Genomic DNA, 16,871 nt, shown 5'->3' on the forward strand with positions numbered 1-16,871 from the left:
GATGCCGTGGCGAGGAAGTCTGCGTCATCGAGCGTGTTTCGGCACGGTCACGCGACCAGGCGCAGCCAAAAGGGATCGGCTTGCCGGACTGCCGAACCATTGGCGGGCGGCTCGCTCGAACTCCTCCCGATCGAAGTGGCGACCGGCTGCCCAGGCCACGATGCCGTCGGGTCGGATCAGCAGGGCACCCAATCCGAGGTCGTTTCGCACCGCCCCGGCCGCATACCGGAGCTGGTTCTCCCAGCCTGTCGCCGCATCGTGCAAGCGTCGGTCGGTGCTGAAATCGAGTGCGACGCCGCGTCCGTCCTGCATCAGGTCGCCGAGGCGAGTACCGTCCGCGAGCTGAAAGTCCGGGGCGTCGCGGCCGACCAGCGGGTGTTCGCCGCCCAAGTCGTAGTGGATCGACGCGCCCGAAACCTTTTCGAACACATAGGTTGTGCCGTCTCGGGTCGCCAGCAGGTCGCGGATCACTCCTTGCAGCGCCCCGGCATACGGCCCCGGCCGCATGACCTCCACCTGTGCGCGCGACCAGTCGAGCACCTTGGCGCCGATCGGATGACGCTCGGCGGAATAGGTGTCGAGCAGCCCGTCCGGCGCGTGCCCGCGCACCGTCGCCGCGAGCTTCCAGCCCAGGTTCACCGCGTCGCCGAGGCCGGTGTTGAGTCCCTGCCCGCCGAGGGGGGAGTGGATGTGCGCGGCGTCGCCCGCGAGCAAAACGCGGCCCTGCCGGTAGGTGGTCGTCTGCATAGCCCGATCGGTGAAGCTCGAGGCCAGATGGACCTCGCTCAGCGTGACGTCGGTGCCGGACACCCGGCGCAGCACCGCCTGGAGGTGGTCGCGGGTCAGCTGCTGCGAGCGGTCGAACGTGCCGCCGTCGAAATCCATCATGCCGATGTGCCCTGACGCGGGCATCCGGAGGTACATGCCCGTCGGCGTCAGGTTGAATCCGGGGCTCAGCTGCTCCGGATCGGCGATGGTGGTGAGCGCGACGTAGCCGGTGAATTGTGGTTCGGTGCCGACGAATTCGAAGCCCGCGAGCCTGCGTACCGTGCTGCGTCCGCCATCACAGCCGACGACCCAGCGGGCCGCGTATTCGTCCTCGCCGACGTGCACGACCACGCTGTCCGTCTCCTGCACAATGGCCGAGACCGCGGCGCCGCGCCGGATCTGCACGCCGAGCTCGGCCGCCCGCTCCGACAGTATGGTCTCGACCGCTTCGAGGCTTGTCATCATGAATCCCGGTGTCGGGCTGGGCAATCGGAACGGCAGTACGTCGAGGTCGACCTTGGCCGGGTCGAGCATCATGCCTGCGAAGTGGCCGACGTTGCGCGGACGTGCGGGCTCGTCCGCGCCGGGATCGGCGGGCCCGCCCGACGCCGTCAGCAGCGGGTCCAGCATCCCACGGCGATAGAACGCCCCGATCGACGTGGTGAACAGGCCCCGCATCCCGAGCGGTGCTGTCCGCCACGGGGATTCGGGCTCGGCTTCCCGCTCGAGCACCAGGACAGCGCAGCCCGCGAGACCGAGCTCGCAGGCGAGGAAGAGACCAACCGGGCCCGCGCCCACGATCACTACGTCGAATTCATCCATGACTCAATGCTTTTCGACACCTCTTGCACCGGCCTGGCGCGACGCTTGCGCGGTGGCTGCTCAGTGCTGGGTGGCGAGCGCCGCGGCGATGGTCTGCGCGGCCGCCGGGAATCCGTTCGGGTTCGGGCCGGTGAAGTTCAGGCGCAGGTAAGGGCCCGAGGGTTCGGCCGGGAACCACTCGTGACCGGATGCGACGTACACACCGCCGGTCTCGCAGTCGCGGACGAGTTGGTCGGTGTTCGTGTTGTCCGGCAGTCGTGCCCAGAGATGGAGTCCACCCTTCGGCACGTGGTCGATTCGGAGTTGCGGGGCGTGCGCGTTCAGGCTGTCGATGAGCAGGTCTCTGCGTTCACGGAGTTGGCCGCGGAGGCGGCGTAGGTGGGTCTTCCAGCCGGGATCGGTGAGGACCTCGAGCGCGGCTTGCTGGAGGAGCGCGCTCACGTACATGGACTCGGCGGATTGGTCCGCCAGGACTCGGTCGCGGGCGGGACCGCGGGCGATGACGCCGCCGATCCGGATGGTCGGTGACATGCTCTTGGTCAGGGACCGAACGTAGACGACGTGGCCCGTGCTGTCTTGGGCTGCTACTGGCCGCGGGTCTGTATCGATGCCGAAGTCGTGGGCCCAGTCGTCCTCGACGAGGAACGCGCCGTGGGACCGGACGACCTCGAGTACGGCGTCGGCGCGGTCCGGGGACCATTGTGCGCCAGTGGGATTCGCGTAGTTCGGCTGGACGTAGAAGGCTCTGGCACCGGTCTCGCGGAAGGAACGATCCAGTCCGGCGGTATCGGGTCCTTCGGCATCACTCGGTACGGGAACGAGTCGGACGCCGGACTGATGTGCCGCGCGGATCGCGCCCCAGTACGTCGGGGACTCGATGAGCAGTGGGTGTCCCGGGGCGACCAATGCGCGAAACGTTGAGGTGAGCCCACTTTGGCTGCCGGGGACGATCACCACGTCGTTCGCGGTGGGGGACGCATGCCCGGCAGGTGTCTTGTCTGCCAACTCGGTCGCGAACCAGTTCCGGAGGTCGTTAAGGCCCGCGGCGGGAGGTCGTGACGTGGCAGTTGATCCGCGCGCCGCGCGCGTCAGGGCTGCGCGAATCAGCCGCTCGGGCAACAGGTCTGGCTCGGGATAGCCGGAATGCAGAGCCTGCGCGTCAGGTGGCGCGGTGCGCATGGTGCCGCCGATGCTCGGCAGGGTGCGGCGCGGAGTGCCCAAAGCTGCGGTCTGCCAACCGAAATCCTGCGGACGCATGGGCCGTGGCGCACGAACGAAACTGCCGACTCCTGGGCGGCTCTCGATAAGGCCGTCGGCGGTGAGGGCGTGCAGGGCCTTCTGCACGGTTACCGGGCTGGCGGCGTATTCCGTCACCAGCTGACGGGTGGACGGCAGCTGCGCGCCCGGGGCCGCAGTGGCGATCCACGCGCGTATGCCGTTGGCGATTCGCGTGCTGCTATCGTTGAACATGTCAGTCAAGAGTAGCGCTACTGTCAATGCTTGGGTTCCGCTATCGTCCACATCGACCGGGTTGGTCTGGGGATTCGTGGGTGTCGCGGCGTTCTCGTTCACGATGCCGCTCACCCGCGTTGCTATCGGCGGGCTCTCACCGCTGTTCATCGGTTCGGGTCGTGCGGTGGTCGCCGCGGTGCTGGCGGGTGTGGCGCTGGTGGTCACGCGTCAAGCGCTGCCTTCGGTCGCGCAGTGGAAGCGGATCGGTGTCGTCGCGGCAGGAGTTGTCTTCGGCTTTCCGATCCTCACGTCGTATGCCCTCACGGTGACGCCCGCGAGTCACGGTGCCGTCGTGGTCGGGCTGCTTCCGGCGGCTACCGCGGTGGTGGCTGTGCTGCGTACCGGCGAACGGCCCGCGCCGGCCTTCTGGCTTTTCTCCCTCGCGGGCGCGGTCGCGACAGTCGGGTTCGCACTGCTGCAAGGCGGTGGTTTCGCTGGAGTCCACTGGGCCGACCTGTTGCTGTTCGGTGCGGTGCTCGCGGCCGCCGTGGGGTATGCGGAAGGCGGGCTGCTCGCCCGTGAGATCGGGTCCTGGCAGACGGTGTCGTGGGCATTGGTCCTCTCTTCGCCGCTGATGCTCGTGCTGGCCGGAGTTGCCGTTGCCCGTCAGGCGCCGTCGGGCACGGCAGTCGAATGGGCTTGCTTCGCATACCTTTCGGCGGTGAGCATGTATCTCGGGTTCTTCGCCTGGTACCGGGGTTTGGCGATCGGCCCGATCGCCCGGGTCAGTCAGGTTCAGCTCGTTCAGCCGGTCATGAGCATCTGCTGGGCGGCGCTACTGCTCGGGGAACACATCGGCTGGCTCACGTTCGCGGGCGGGCTCGCGGTCATCGCGTGCGCGGGTGGTGCGGTGCGTACCCGGCTCGGCGTCAGTGGGCTTGGCTCAACGGTTGCGGTGTCTCGGTAACCGTGGTGACGCTGTGCCGCGCTCGGCGGGCCAGCGGGGCCAATGTGGTTTGGATGATGAAGTATTCGGCGACGAGCACGTTGCCGAGGAGCGAGGCCCACGCGCTCGCGGTGTAGATATCGCGGTACTCCAGTGACGGGATGAACTTGGCTGCCTCCGTACCGGCGAGTAGGTACAGACGCAGGGTCACGGCGGCAAAGGTCAACGCGTAGTTGCGGATCATCCAGATCCGGTGCAACTGGATCTCACGGCGGCGGATCGTTCGATAGGCCTGCGTGGCGGTGTACAGCCAGGCCACCACCAGCATGTAGAACGCGACCTGCAATGGGAAACCGCTCGGCGTCACGGCGGCGGCGTACGACGCCGCGGCTGCGGCTGCCACGACCGAGATCAAGTAGACCCGGCCTGCTGTCCGGTGCAACTTCGGAAAACGAGTTCGCAACTGCGGCACGAACTGCCATGGTCCGATGATCAACGCCAGGCCGGCCGGGGCCGCGTGCACCACCAGGCTCACGTAATAGCCCGGGATGCCCCTGTCGACCGGCACGGTCGAACCGCCGAACAGGTATGGCGTCACGAAGTAGGCCGCGATGCCGATCGCGAGGGCGGCCAGGAGACCCCACAGGAACCACCACCAGCGGCGGCGGACGGGCTGCGACATGACTGCGGACATGCGAAGAACTCCAATGCTCAGATCCGGTTGCTGTGTGCTGCTGCGGTGATCGGATGCGGGCCCGATCTGTTGAGCTAACGACAGTAAGGCTACGGCTGTAAGTTGATCTGAGGCAAGAGGTAACGGGTGTAAGTTTTGGATCGTGAGGTGACGGTTGCGGGAGAGCCCGCGACACATGTTCGGTTTATGTGCGGATCGCGAGGTCGACAGGTCCGAGTTGGCTGGGAATGCGTTCGAGGACACCGCCCGCGAAAACGTCGTAGAGCGGCAGCGTTTCCAGGTGCACGTAGCCGATGTGGCAGTCGCACACGGCGAGCGGGCAGGCGCGTGGCGTCAACGCGCTGCGGTACGAGTTGTCGTAGAGGTTCCCCAACGTGTCTCGCACGAAATGGCAGCGTCGGACGTTGCCGTCGCCGTCGACGGAAATGACCGACGACCCGGTTCGGCACGCCTGTCCGGCAGAGTTGTGCGGGTGACGGCTGAAGGGGAACAGCGGGTCGAGCGCTGTCCAGTCGTCGGCTTGGTTGTCGGTGTAGGTGTAGCCTTCAGCGGCGTTCACCCAGAGGTAGACGTGGTCGGGGAGATCCTTCCGCAACCGTTGCGCGTGCTCCAAATGCTCTGGCATGCCGACGATTCCGACGCTGAAGCGGATGCCGGAACTGGCCAGCTGGTCGGTCTTGTCGAGAAAACGTTGGTAGGGAGTCTGTCCGGGGTGATACGTGCACCAGAGGGCGATGGTGTCGGGGTCGGCGTCGGACAACCAGTTCGTGCGGCAGCTGAGGTTGGTCTGGATCGCGACACGGTCGATATGCGGTGCGTGCGACAGCTCGACCAGGGTTCGCCGATACCAGGACCGCACCAGTCCCTCGCCCCACGGCGTGAACAGTAGGGAGAGTCGATCGCCGGTCTGCTGGTGCGCCCATGCCGTGAATCGTTCGAGGGCGGCACGATCCGCTCGCAGTTGCTCGGTGCTGTCCCGGCGTTTGGCGAACGGGCAGTACGGGCAGTCGTAGTCGCAGGAGGCGAGTGGCCCGCGGTAGAGGATCGTCAGGTCCACGGATCACCGCAACTCGTACGCGGCCATTGCCGCTTGCACTGCGGGAGAGAAGAATTCAGGTCCGATCGCGTCGGAGTAGGCAAGGCCGACCGGGGTGAGGCGTAGGTGGTCGGGTTCGGTGTCCGACAGCCAGCCGCGGTCACCGAGCGTCCGTAACTCGGTGGGGAAGTCCTGCCACGGATCGTTGTGGAACTGTAGTCGATAGTCCGCGAGTGCGAAGCCGTCCGCCTGCAACAGCGACTGGAGCAGATACCTGCGCTTGGCTTCGTCTTGATCGATCGCTCGCCCGTGTACCGCGCTGCTGAAATCAGTTGTGGCGGTGTAGGTATCGATAATGCTGCGCACCTCCCGCATGGCGACCGCGTAGTCGAACGAGTAATGCAGTTCGGAGGTGTAAGAGCGTGCGCCGCAACCGAGTCCGATCATGCCGTCGGTCTGGCATGCGTAATCGTCCGGGCCCTGCGGCGGGGCGTCGGTTCGCCGGAACATGCGCATGGAGACCTGCTGGTAGCCGTGCGCGAGCAGATGATCACGGCCCTCGGTGTACCGGCGCAACCGTTGTTCGTCCCAATCGAGGTCGGCGACAGCGGGATCGGCATGTCGGCCGAGCCCGGTCAGCGGGCGCACGTAGAGCGGGTAGAGGTAGATCTCCTCCGGCCGCCAGGCCAGCGCAGCATCGAGCGATAGTCGCCAACTCGACTCGGTCTGACCGTCGATGCCGTAGATCAGGTCGATATTGAGGACCGGGATATCGGTGTCGCGAATGCGCCCGAGCGCCGCCTCGACATCCGCGCGCCGCTGGGGTCGCACGGCGGCGCGGGCCTCTTCGTCGATGAAGCTCTGCACGCCGATGCTCAGCCGGGTTGTCCCGCGCTCGGCGAGTACGGCCAGTCGATCGGCGGAGGCCGTGCTCGGCGACGCCTCGACCGACAGGGGAATGGACCGCAGGTCGGCGCCCATGACCAGCTCGGCGATATCGCACAGCCGCGACAACTCAGCCGCCTCTAGATAGGTGGGCGTGCCACCGCCGAACGCGGCATTCGCGAAACGCACCGGTTCTTCGTCGCCGAGTGCCTCCCGCACGGCCCGCGCTTGCCGGGTGAGTGCGTCGAGGTAACGGCCGGTGAGCCCGTCCGGTGCGCCGACGCGGGTGAACAGATTGCAGAAGCCGCAACGCACTTCACAGAACGGGATGTGCAGATACAGCGAAAGCGCTTGTCGCGGTTGACCTGCCCACAGATCGGCGAGTGCGGGACGGGGCGTCAGCGGTCGGTACGCCGTCTTGTGCGGATACGCGTACACGTAGTTCTGGTAGGGCCGGGGTAGCGCGATGGTGTCGATCATGCGGAAGACTCCAGGAAGAAATGGCCGTAAGGGACGGTCCATACGGATTCGTGGCCCAGTCGATGGCCGGTGTAGCCGTCGTCGCCGTAGGCGGTGCCGTGGTCGGAGCAGACGATCGCGAAACAGCGTCGCCGGGAGCGCATCGCGTCGAATAGGCGGCCTACATGTGCGTCGATGTATTGCAGTGCGGCGGCGTGTGTCTCGCGACTGTCGCCGGTCTCGCGGGTGGCTCCTGGCAGATGGAACCAGTTGGGTTGATGGAGTGCGGAAGCGTTGAGGAACAGGAAGAGTCGCTGCTCGGCGGAGAGGTCGGCGACCGCCTTCTCGGCGCAGGCCACTTGAGCTTCGAACGAGCTCGGCGATGCCACGGAAAAGTCGGGCTCCCAATGGCTTTCGGCGAACAGCCCGGGCAGCACGTTGCCGAGCGCGCCCTGTTTGTTGAAGAACCCCACGCCGCCGATGCACACCGTGTGGTAGCCGCGGTCCGCGAGCGCGGTCACGAGATCGGGGGAGTCGAAGACGAAGGTGCCGTCCGCGGTCGTTTCGCTACCTGCGAAGCGCGCGGCGAAGAGTCTAGGGTGCGGACCAGGTGCCGCGGGCGTCGGTAGGAATCCGGCGAAGATCGCCTGATGGGAGGCGAAGGTGAAATTGCCTGGGGCGTGCCGCTGTTCCCATTTGCCGTCGGGGAGATGGGCGGACAGGTTGGGCAGTTTGCCTGCGGCCGCGAGCTCGACCGCGACGTCGTAGCGGAGGGTATCGAGGGTGAGCAGCAGCAGATCGTCACGGCCGACAGCCTCGTTCATATCAGGCCGTCGCATACGTCACCTCCGATGAATCCAGTTGCGAAGCAATAAAGTTCGGTGCTGCGAGAAGCTGCGCGGTGTAGGTGTCTCGTCCCTCGGCAGGACCTTCCGGCAATCCGGTGAGTCGCGGCAGGAGGTCGCCGAACGCATTCACCTCGCCGACCGTGAACTGACGCCACCCGATCGAGGGCAGCAGATCGACGCCGACACAGAGCGTTCCGGGGAAGCATGCCGCGGCACGTTCGCAGATCGTCAACGCCTCGTCCCAGCGATTACCCGCTGCCGCGCGAACGGCGGTGAGGTCGCCGCGGGTGCCGCCCAGATGCAGGTTGGTTATCGGCGCCCGGCTGGTACGAACCACGGCATGGGTGGCGCGGCCCGCGACGACGAGCACCCGTAAGTCGGCGGTCCGGCTGGACAGCGACGCCTTCGGCACCCACCGTTCGATGTGCAACCCGTCGGGCGCGAGCCGGTCGACAATCGCGGCGATCTCGGATTCGCTGGTGTAGCAACGGATCTCGAGGGAGTTGTGCAGTAGGCCGCCGGGTGCGACCTCCACCGACGTGGTCGCCCGCCACTTACCCGCGCTCGTCGATTCGATCGCCAGCACACCCGACGCGGAGGAGCCGTGCGCGAGCTTCACGAATACGCGGGGCAGGCCGTCGCGCATGCGGTCTCGCACGTCGGCCCAGCCTCTTACGGGCGCTGCGGCACCCGAGGTGGGGGAGCGCGGCACCGGCACTGCGGCGGCGTCCAGACGGGCATGACATAGCCGCTTGTCGAACAGCACCGCCAGTTCCGCCGGATCGTCGAGTCGGATGCCGCCGCGCAGCGATCCGACCGCGTCGAGGAACCGCGCGTACCACCGTGCCGAACCCTCCACGCGGGTCGGATCTTTCACGCCGCGCAGCAGTTCGTCCACCGCCTGGTTCTCGCCGGGTGAATCGAGCCGAACGATCTCGTCGTCGGCGAAGTCGTGTCCGCCGTCGCGCAGCACGTCACGCCATTCGACGACCCGCGGTTCGGGCACACCTGCCGCCCGCGCGACCTCGATGAACAACCCGACCCGGCGATTCTCGCTGTTGCCGACGACTACCCAGCGCGGCGACGACCCCACCGACTCATTCACTGACGGCGACGTAGCGCCAGACGGTGCCCTCGTCCTCGTCTTCCTCCTCGTCGGCGTCATCGGGATCCAGATTCAGCCGCACCCCGGCGGGCTCGAGCGTTTCGGTCAGCCGAGTACGCATCGCCTCCGACAGGTAATTGTGGTGCAGGTCAAGGAAAGTCAGATGGCTGAGGGGCTGTCCACTGAGCAGGGCCGCCGCGCCGTCGTCGGTGAGTACCCCCATGGAAACGTCGAGGACGTCGAGACGAGCCACCACCGGAGCCGACGCCAGCGCAGCACAGATGTCGTCCTGGATCTCGCTGTTGCGCAACGCCAGATGCTTCAGGCTGGGCAGCCTGGTCCCGGCAAGGATGGGGGCGAGATCGGTGACGTCGGCATCACCGCCATACTCCGTCGTGCCGAGCCACAGGTCGAGATGGGTCAGCGCGGGCAGGTCACTCTCGGCGATCCCGCGCACGACCTCGGCGTCCAGACCACCGGTTTCCACGGTCAGCTTTTCCAGGCACTCGTGGCGTATCGCCGGAAACTCCAGCTCGTCGCCGCCGCGCACGCCGAGTTCGGTCAACTTCGGGAAGGCCTCGAGCAGCACCGTCGGCCGCCCCTGATGGATCCAGGAGATCTCGCACTCCTCAGCGACCATGTCGCCGAGGAACAACGCACGCAACGCGGGCAGCCGATCCTTGGCGGCGACCAAGGCGTCGAATACCGCATCCGGCCTCGTGTCGTACGCATCGGGCCAACAACCCACGATGAACGCCTGCACCTGGGTGCTGTCGACAGTGTCGAGGAACTCCTCGAAGGCCTCGACCCAGGAATCACTCTCGTCATAGGCGGCGACGCGCCACGCGACCGAGTCCGGCGCAGGTAGCTTCTCGGCGTCCGCCGCCTTCTTCGTGCCGTCCGAATCGGCGGTCGGAAAGTCGAACGCGGGCAGGCCGCCGAGCGCTTCCAAGTGTTCCCCAACGGTCATGCTTCCCCGCACCTTTCGCCCTGTGTGGATGGTGATCAGCTGCTTTCTACCAAGCCCCACCGACAAGCCGGGAACCGGGCGTGGTTTGTCGGTGCCCGCCGCTACCGTCCTCGGCATGGCACCGACTTCGGGCTGCGGTGGGAGGAGAAATCATGTATCGGCAAGGCGACGTCCTGATCGTTCCGTTGGCGGCGAGCGCGGTACCCGAAACGGCCGTGCACGCCGCGTCGGAGCCCCGCGACGCCCGGGGACGATTGATCCTCGCGCTCGGCGAAGTCACCGGCCACGCGCACGCGATTCCGAGTCCCGGCAGGTTGATTCGCGAGGCGAGCGCGTTCGGGCCGATGCTGCTGCACCTACCCGAGGGTGGGCGCGTCGTACACGAGGAACACGCGGCCATCACGCTGCCGCAAGGGTGGTATCGGGTGGTGCGCCAGCGTGAGTATGTGCCGGGTTCGGTACGGATCGTTGCCGACTGAACGACATGGTGTCAGAAACCTTGGACGAGTACAGGAAGAGCGAAGACGTGACGGAACATGAGGTGTGGCGGTCGATTTCGGCCAAGACCGGCGCCGGCGATCGGGCGGCGGCGGAGGCTGGGGTGCGCTCTGCCTACCGGCAGGCGGGACTGCGTGAGCCCGAGCGAATCATCTGGGCCGCTTCGCCTTTGGCGGCGGTGCGGATGCTGTCGGCGGGGGAGTTGGGGGACCGCGGCGTCAGTGTGCGCGAGGCGCTGCGCAGCTGACCGTGGGCGGCTGAACGTGCACGGGTGCACGCGGAGTTGGGCCCGAAGGCTTTCAACGAACATTGGCAGTCCATCGGCGCGGACCTGTGGGAGCTGACGCGAACCGTGGTCGACCGAATCCGCGAGGGCGTCATCGAAGCCGCGGCGAGCAAGCCCAAGGAACGCACTAGAGTCCGGCTGCTGCTGCTTGACGCCGTACTCGGCCAACACGATGCCGCATGGCTGTGCGCATTCGACACCGACGCGAGCTCGCCACTCGGCGGACTGGCCGCGGTCGCACGGGAAACGGGCTGGTGGTGGCCGTACGAGAACATCGCCCTGATCAGCGAACGCCCGACCGAACTACACCGCGACGAAGCAGGCCGCCTCGACCGCGGCGACGGTCCCGCACTGGCGTACACCGACGGCTTTGAACTACACGCCTGGCGCGGCATGTCCGTCAGCGCCGAATTCCTCGACAGCCTGCGGTCATTGACGCCCGAGCAGATCCGCGCGGAAGAGAACGCCGAACTCCGCCGCATCATGCTCGAGTACTACGGCTACGACCGCTACCTCGACGAATCCGGCGCGTGCCCGATACACCGCGACGAAACCGGCGTGCTGTGGCGGATCGAACTCGACGGAGACGAGGACGTAGCAATGGTCGAGGTAGTGAATTCCACCCCCGAACCCGATGGCACCAACCGCACCTACTGGCTACGAGTACCTCCGACGACGAGCACCGCCCGCGAAGGAGTCGCATGGACCTTCGGCCTCGAAGCGGATGTCTACGAGCCAGTTCAGCAGACCTGAACACCCTCGGGTTACCCCGCAGAACCGTCGAGTCGGTCGTGGTGGCGCCGATGGGTCCACGGCTGCGCCGCAGGTCGTTCGCGACATCCTCGGCGTCGCGAACGACCTGCAGCGCGGCCGAAGCGCTTACACCGCGAGTGTCGGCTATTGGCGTCATCGCTTGCGCCGCAAAGTATTTGGGCTGCTAACTGCCGGTGTTTCCGCTCGTGCTCACGGGGAGCGGGCTACTGCGGGCAACTGTGCGTCTTCTTGTGCCTGTAGGTGTTCGGACGACGATTGTCGTGAGGATATCCCGGCCGGGTGGCGGGATGCGGACGACGACCTGCCCCACGCCGACAACGGCCAGCTCGGCGGCAACGGCCGCGAAGATCGTTTCGTGGTCGGCGGCTGCGCAATCGTCGGCCCCGTGATCGTCGTACAGCAATACCTCCACCCCGCGTTCGCGTGCGTCCTGACGGGCTGTTGCGAAATGGGTGCTGGTGTTGCGGGCCGCGTAGTGGCCGGCAACACGGGGTTGGTAGATCCTCCCGGTCCTGCTTGTCAGCAGGGCGCCAGGGTGAGGTGGCGGGTTCCGATGGCTTTGAACAGGTTGTGAACGAGGGCGTGGAAGCTGAATTCTGCTGCGGCCCGGCTGGTTCCGCGGCTGGTGAAGCGTCGGAAGCCGAGGTTGTGTTTGGCGTGGCCGAAGGGGGTTTCGGCGATGTGGCTGCGTTGTTTGTAGAGGGCGGCGCCTTCTGGTGTGCGCAGCCGGTGATCCATTTGCTCGATCACCGGCGCGTCGGTGGGCGGGGGGCCGGTGGTGGGCCGGGTGCGGGCGGCGGTGGCCAGGTCACGGCGTTTGCCGATGGCGATGAGCCGGGCGGGCCCGGCGGCGGTGAGGTTATCGGTGCTCAGGTAGCCGGCGTCGGCGAGCAGCATTCCGATCGGGGCGGGTGAGGTTTCACCAGTGGTGTCGGGACCGGCCGGGGCTGTTACCGCGGCCGTGTAGTCGTTGAGAAGTGTTGCGATAGCAGGGTTTTCGTGTGTGTCTACGGGATGGTGGGCGGTGATGAGGTCGGCGGCGGTAGCGGCCTTGCCCATCATCTCGGCGAAGGCGGGACAGTCGCTGGGATTGTTGGCGACCCCGGTAGCGATGATCAGTCCGTCGCCGCAGGTGACGGCCTGACAGTTGAATCCCTGCAACCATCCCCCGCCGCGCAGCGGCATCGGGCGAGACTCGGGGTCGGTGATATTGCGCTGGGCGTCTTTATCGTTGCCGGCCCGCTCGGCGGCCTTGCGGGCCGCCCCAGCCCGGGTCACCGCCTCGGCCTGCGCGGTTACCGCCTGCGCGGCGACCGCACGATCCAATGCCCGGCGCACGCGTTTGACCGCGTACTCCTCATCCACCGGGGCGGGCCGGCGCCCGCGCCCGCCCGCCGCCAGCCAGCGCTCGATCTTGGCTTGCTGCGCGGCGCGGGCCTGTTCCCAGTTGCGGGTCAGCACCTGCACCCGGATCTCGGCCGGGGGCAACCCGACCCGGGGCCCCCGCTCGTCACGACGGCGCTGATAGTCAGCGACCATCGCATCACGAGCGACCTGCCTGGCCTGCTCACGCTCGCGCCGACGGGCCCCGGCCCCCTCACGCGCCTCGGCGCGAGCGGCGTTTTCAGCCTCCAACTCCGCCAACGCCGCAGCGATCCGCGCCGCCCGAGCCGAGGGCTCGACCAACTCCGTGGACATGCCCCCACCACGCTCATCGGGCCCGAACTGCTCGTCCTCGGCGGCATCGGTGGCCGCATGCTCGGCCGCCGCCGCCCGCGCGGCCGCCCGCGCGGCCGCCCGCGCCGCATCAGCGACGGCTTGCTCGCCAGCAGCCGCCCGCAACCCCTCCTCGGTGCGGTTCGCGCTCAACGACGCGTTCGAGGCGATCTTCACCGAATCCATCGCCACCACCCCCAACCGGCCCATACCCAGACGCGCGCACAACACCAGGACCTGGGTGAACAACTCCTCCACCACATCAGCCAGCTCGCCACGGAACCGGGCAATGGTCACATGATCAGGCACATCCCCGGCACAGATCACCCGGAAGGTGACATCACGCGAGCACAACCACTCGATCTTGCGCGAGGACCGCTGGCCTTGGGCCCACGCCCAAATCAACAACGTCAGCAACATATCCGGGTCATACCCCGCACGCCCCACACCACCAGTGCGGCGTTTGGCATGCAACCGCGAAGTGTCCAACCCCGCCACCGCCTCGATCACCAGCCACACCGGATCGGAATCACTCAACCACTCACGCATATCCGGCGGCATCAAAAACTGCTGATCACGATCCACCCAGCGATAACCCTTGGCCACCAACACATCATCGATCACCAACCCTCGACACACCCAACAACCCACAAATCCTGTTGCCCGGCCGCTACGCGGCCGGACAACACCCACCCACCATTTCGCAACAGCCCGCTGAATCGGTTGTGCGAGTGCGGGTGTGGATAGGATTCCACCCCGCAGGCTGTCACGGAGCCGAGCTTCAACGAGTAGACACTTACGGCGTTCGTCGATGCTCAGCGGTTCGCTCCGTGCGATTCTTGACAGCAGTGGTCGTGTGATCTTGTCAAAGTGTTTCAGCTGGCCTTGGCGTTCGCTGATCGCGGTGTGTGCGGCGACTTCCTGTCTCATCAACTGCAGTGCGTGATGACGAAGCTCTACGATCGCGTGCAGTCGAGGCCGGACCATAGCGGCGAACGCCGCACAGCCGATCAAGGGTGCGAAGTCCGCCAATCGTGCGATAACCAGCGGAAATACCGGAAAACCGTGCGATTGGGCCCACACCGCGCTGATCGCCACGACCGACCCCTGGCCGAGCCATGCGACGGTGGTACGGCCGCGCAGCATCAGTAGCGCATAGATCGCCGCGGTCGCCGACGCGGGCCACAGTTGCTCAGGCGAGTGCAGTGGATCCATGCCCCACAACGCCGTGGCCGCGCCGAGCGGCCCGAGTGCGGCTGCTCCGACCGCCCACGGCGCCAAGGGATCTCGTGGTGCTGTGATGAATGTTGCTGCCATCGCGGCATACAGCAGCAGTGCCGCGGTGGCAGGCCAGCCGAGGGGGCCGGACGTGCTCATGATGGCGAGCGCGGTGATCCCCAGCAGATAGAGCACGGTGACAACGGCGGCCGCGGGTGTTCTGATACCGAGAAAAACCCGAATGTCCGGCGGATCATTCTTCGTGGGCCGCCGCCATTCGAAGGTCACCCGGGCTCCCCGCCCCGGCACGGAATAGATCGTGACGGTCCCACCCGCAAGGTGGTTCAGCTGGTCGATGCTCCCGCGCACGCCGAACCGGTCCGCCGGTATCTCGGCCGCGTCGAATCCGGCTCCGTCGTCGGTGACCAGAATCCGGAATAGATGTGCCTCGATGATCACACGCACACGGCATCGCACGTTGGCCGTGTTGTGCCGCAAACTATTTCGCACGGCTTCAGCGGCCCCCGCTGCCGCCGTACGCACTGCGTCGGCATCGAAATCACCACCTGTGCCATTGGTCAACACCTCTATTTCGACAGTCGCGGCAACCTCGGCGACAGCGGAACTAATGGTGCCGACAGCGTCGTCGGCGGTGACCGCTACCTGCTCGGTGACCAGCGGAATCGAATCCATTTTCGCGAGAGTTTGCCCTGCCTGCCGCTGGAGTCGTTCGCTATGCGGGAGTTTCGCGGCGGCGAGAAGCGTAGTGATCACCCAGTCGTGCACGAGCGCCGCGTGCACGAGGCGCTGGCGCGCACGCGTTTCCGCCGCGGTGGTGGCAGCCACTTGCTGTTCGGTGGCCACCCGGGTCAGATCCAGGCCACGTGCCGTGCGGAGACCTTCGAGGATCATGGCGACGAAAACGAGCGAGAACCCGAAGGAGTAGAGCAACTCCAAGCCGAACGCGAAGTTGGCTGCGGCCTCCCGATGCTGGTTGAGCCATTGCGCCGTCGTAGTGGCCGCCAGCAGGTACGACACCGTGATCCACCATCGCCATGCCAGCGCCGCCGCCATCGCCGCCAGCCCTGGAATGAACGCCATCCAGAGGGATTCCGGCAGCGGAACACCGCGCCAGGCCCACGGCCACAAAAGCGCCACCCCTAGGAACATTGCGGCAACGAACACCCCGGCGTGGCGGATGGTTGTCGCTGTGCCGAACCGCGCCGACAACGCCAGCAACACCGGCGGGAGGATCAGCGTCAGCAACACGGCGGCGACGGTCCACCATCGCGCGACGAAGGCGGAGTTGGCATGCACCCGGGTCGCGAGCAGTATTGCGTACCCGAGGTATCCGACGGCGATGAGTCGGGCGAGGGAGCGCAGGACCTGTTCGTAGTCGGTCCGGCCGACTCTCCCCGCCGGGCTGGTCATTTCCTTCGACGCCACCACAGCCGGGACACGAAACCGTCGCGCCGCGCCGCATAGCGGAGATCAGCTCTGGAGGTCACGGGCGAACCGGCAGCGGCATACTTCACTCGAATTCTGGTGAGGTACTGATTCACGGTGTTCTTGCTGATCTCCATCAATGCCGCGACTTGGTCTGCGGACTCGCCGGCGGCATACAACGCCAGTACCTCCTCTTCCCGCGGCGCCAGGTGCGGGCGGGACGGATCGCAGTCAATGGCAGCAGCCCAGTCGATGGTGCCGATGGGCTGATTGCTGGCGGCCATTCGCACCGCGTCGCAGATCGCCTGCGCGGACTCGGATTTCCGAACCACGCCCAGTACGCCGGCGCGAGCAGCCTCGCGAACCAGATCAGGCCGATCGCCCGTGGTGAGCACCAACACCTTGCCGATTCCTGCCGACCGCAACTGTTCGACGTTGTCGTGGGGCGTCGACTCATCCGGCAGGGACAGGTCGAGCACCACCAAGTCCACCGAAATCGCAAGGGATAGTAGCGAACTGACCGAGGCGGCGGTCGCGACGATCGTCAGATCGGACGCCGTACCCAGGGCTTGTCGGAGGCCATCGATCAACAATTCATGATCTTCGACGACACCGATGCGGACGCCGGTCGTACTGCTCATACGGCCCCCAGCGGATCCACGGGATCGGTCATTGGCAAATCATCGCAGTTCAGGTCACCCCGCGTCAGCGATCCAGCGTGACGTGGGTCAGCGGTGACACTCGAAAATCGCGTCTGGTCACAGCTGGGAGCTACTCGTAGCGTCGAGTCCGAATCATCGTAATGCGAAAGGTAAATACCATGTCCGGGATTTGGCTTGACACCGATTCTTCGTTGGGCACAGTTCAGCCCATCGTGCTCGGCCTGTTTGGGAACACGAGTTGGCATCCGCCCGACGGTCCCTTCGCGCTTGGCGGCGACGTGCTCCG

General features: G+C 66.5%; 14 protein-coding genes. 4 read left to right on the forward strand and 10 right to left on the reverse strand.

Going from position 1 to position 16,871, the window contains the following annotated elements; all coding sequences use genetic code 11:
* Positions 1-24: 24 nt before the first annotated feature.
* Together ACQPW1_RS19400 and ACQPW1_RS19405 are read right to left on the reverse strand one after the other, a co-directional pair.
* On the reverse strand, positions 25-1,590 hold the full coding sequence (locus tag ACQPW1_RS19400; protein WP_433664096.1) for an FAD-dependent oxidoreductase: 1,566 nt from the start codon (positions 1,588-1,590) through the stop codon (positions 25-27).
* A gap of 60 nt (positions 1,591-1,650) precedes the next feature.
* Positions 1,651-3,060: a PLP-dependent aminotransferase family protein gene (locus ACQPW1_RS19405; protein WP_433664097.1), complete on the reverse strand. Its 1,410-nt coding sequence runs from the start codon at positions 3,058-3,060 to the stop codon at positions 1,651-1,653.
* On the opposite strand from ACQPW1_RS19405, the gene ACQPW1_RS19410 reads away from it, so the two are divergent.
* Positions 3,059-4,009: a DMT family transporter gene (locus tag ACQPW1_RS19410; protein WP_433664098.1), complete on the forward strand. Its 951-nt coding sequence runs from the start codon at positions 3,059-3,061 to the stop codon at positions 4,007-4,009. The two genes, ACQPW1_RS19405 and ACQPW1_RS19410, sit on opposite strands and share 2 nt — an antisense overlap.
* On the opposite strand, the gene ACQPW1_RS19415 is transcribed toward ACQPW1_RS19410, so the two are convergent.
* The 6 genes from ACQPW1_RS19415 to ACQPW1_RS19440 all read right to left on the reverse strand — a co-directional run bounded on the left by ACQPW1_RS19415 (position 3,972) and on the right by ACQPW1_RS19440 (position 9,985).
* On the reverse strand, positions 3,972-4,682 hold the full coding sequence (locus ACQPW1_RS19415; RefSeq protein WP_433664099.1) for a DUF2306 domain-containing protein: 711 nt from the start codon (positions 4,680-4,682) through the stop codon (positions 3,972-3,974). The genes ACQPW1_RS19410 and ACQPW1_RS19415 overlap by 38 nt on opposite strands.
* 184 nt (positions 4,683-4,866) lie before the next feature.
* Positions 4,867-5,739: an STM4011 family radical SAM protein gene (locus tag ACQPW1_RS19420; RefSeq protein ID WP_433664100.1), complete on the reverse strand. Its 873-nt coding sequence runs from the start codon at positions 5,737-5,739 to the stop codon at positions 4,867-4,869.
* A 3-nt stretch (positions 5,740-5,742) separates the two neighbouring features.
* Positions 5,743-7,083 (reverse strand): STM4012 family radical SAM protein, encoded by a 1,341-nt coding sequence (locus ACQPW1_RS19425; RefSeq protein WP_433664102.1) that lies wholly within the window; start codon positions 7,081-7,083, stop codon positions 5,743-5,745.
* Positions 7,080-7,901 (reverse strand): STM4013/SEN3800 family hydrolase, encoded by an 822-nt coding sequence (locus ACQPW1_RS19430; protein ID WP_433664103.1) that lies wholly within the window; start codon positions 7,899-7,901, stop codon positions 7,080-7,082. Before ACQPW1_RS19430 ends, ACQPW1_RS19425 begins: the two co-directional genes overlap by 4 nt.
* Positions 7,888-9,015, reverse strand: a complete 1,128-nt coding sequence (locus ACQPW1_RS19435) for an STM4014 family protein (RefSeq protein ID WP_433664104.1) — start codon at positions 9,013-9,015, stop codon at positions 7,888-7,890. Before ACQPW1_RS19435 ends, ACQPW1_RS19430 begins: the two co-directional genes overlap by 14 nt.
* Positions 9,008-9,985, reverse strand: a complete 978-nt coding sequence (locus tag ACQPW1_RS19440; protein ID WP_433664105.1) for an STM4015 family protein — start codon at positions 9,983-9,985, stop codon at positions 9,008-9,010. The genes ACQPW1_RS19435 and ACQPW1_RS19440 overlap by 8 nt, the downstream gene beginning before the upstream one ends.
* Before the next feature lie 152 nt (positions 9,986-10,137).
* Between ACQPW1_RS19440 and ACQPW1_RS19445 the strand changes: the two genes are divergently transcribed.
* From ACQPW1_RS19445 to ACQPW1_RS19455, 3 genes are read left to right on the forward strand one after another with little or no spacing between them, the layout of a single operon-like run.
* On the forward strand, positions 10,138-10,464 hold the full coding sequence (locus tag ACQPW1_RS19445) for a hypothetical protein (RefSeq protein WP_433664106.1): 327 nt from the start codon (positions 10,138-10,140) through the stop codon (positions 10,462-10,464).
* 47 nt (positions 10,465-10,511) lie between these two features.
* Complete coding sequence (locus ACQPW1_RS19450) at positions 10,512-10,730, forward strand: hypothetical protein (RefSeq protein WP_433664107.1); 219 nt, start codon at positions 10,512-10,514, stop codon at positions 10,728-10,730.
* Between the two features lie 24 nt (positions 10,731-10,754).
* Entirely contained in the window at positions 10,755-11,522 is a 768-nt protein-coding gene (locus ACQPW1_RS19455; RefSeq protein ID WP_433664108.1) for a DUF6745 domain-containing protein, read from the forward strand.
* Between the two features lie 540 nt (positions 11,523-12,062).
* Here the strand turns inward: ACQPW1_RS19455 and ACQPW1_RS19460 are convergent.
* Together ACQPW1_RS19460 and ACQPW1_RS19465 are read right to left on the reverse strand one after the other, a co-directional pair.
* Positions 12,063-15,908, reverse strand: a complete 3,846-nt coding sequence (locus tag ACQPW1_RS19460) for a transposase (protein ID WP_433664109.1) — start codon at positions 15,906-15,908, stop codon at positions 12,063-12,065.
* Positions 15,905-16,564, reverse strand: a complete 660-nt coding sequence (locus tag ACQPW1_RS19465; RefSeq protein WP_433664110.1) for a response regulator transcription factor — start codon at positions 16,562-16,564, stop codon at positions 15,905-15,907. Before ACQPW1_RS19465 ends, ACQPW1_RS19460 begins: the two co-directional genes overlap by 4 nt.
* Positions 16,565-16,871: the final 307 nt, after the last annotated feature.

This window comes from Nocardia sp. CA-128927 (genome assembly GCF_050955855.1).
In the GTDB taxonomy this organism is placed as follows: domain Bacteria; phylum Actinomycetota; class Actinomycetes; order Mycobacteriales; family Mycobacteriaceae; genus Nocardia.

What these genes read in the sequence shown, in the direction of transcription:
- ACQPW1_RS19440 (WP_433664105.1), bottom strand. Translation starts at nt 9,985, where the DNA reads ATGACCGTTGGGGAACACTTGGAAGCGCTCGGCGGCCTGCCCGCGTTC.
- ACQPW1_RS19445 (WP_433664106.1), top strand. Translation starts at nt 10,138, where the DNA reads ATGTATCGGCAAGGCGACGTCCTGATCGTTCCGTTGGCGGCGAGCGCG.
- ACQPW1_RS19415 (WP_433664099.1), bottom strand. Translation starts at nt 4,682, where the DNA reads ATGTCCGCAGTCATGTCGCAGCCCGTCCGCCGCCGCTGGTGGTGGTTC.
- ACQPW1_RS19425 (WP_433664102.1), bottom strand. Translation starts at nt 7,083, where the DNA reads ATGATCGACACCATCGCGCTACCCCGGCCCTACCAGAACTACGTGTAC.
- ACQPW1_RS19460 (WP_433664109.1), bottom strand. Translation starts at nt 15,908, where the DNA reads ATGACCAGCCCGGCGGGGAGAGTCGGCCGGACCGACTACGAACAGGTC.
- ACQPW1_RS19405 (WP_433664097.1), bottom strand. Translation starts at nt 3,060, where the DNA reads ATGTTCAACGATAGCAGCACGCGAATCGCCAACGGCATACGCGCGTGG.
- ACQPW1_RS19410 (WP_433664098.1), top strand. Translation starts at nt 3,059, where the DNA reads ATGTCAGTCAAGAGTAGCGCTACTGTCAATGCTTGGGTTCCGCTATCG.
- ACQPW1_RS19430 (WP_433664103.1), bottom strand. Translation starts at nt 7,901, where the DNA reads ATGCGACGGCCTGATATGAACGAGGCTGTCGGCCGTGACGATCTGCTG.
- ACQPW1_RS19400 (WP_433664096.1), bottom strand. Translation starts at nt 1,590, where the DNA reads ATGGATGAATTCGACGTAGTGATCGTGGGCGCGGGCCCGGTTGGTCTC.
- ACQPW1_RS19465 (WP_433664110.1), bottom strand. Translation starts at nt 16,564, where the DNA reads ATGAGCAGTACGACCGGCGTCCGCATCGGTGTCGTCGAAGATCATGAA.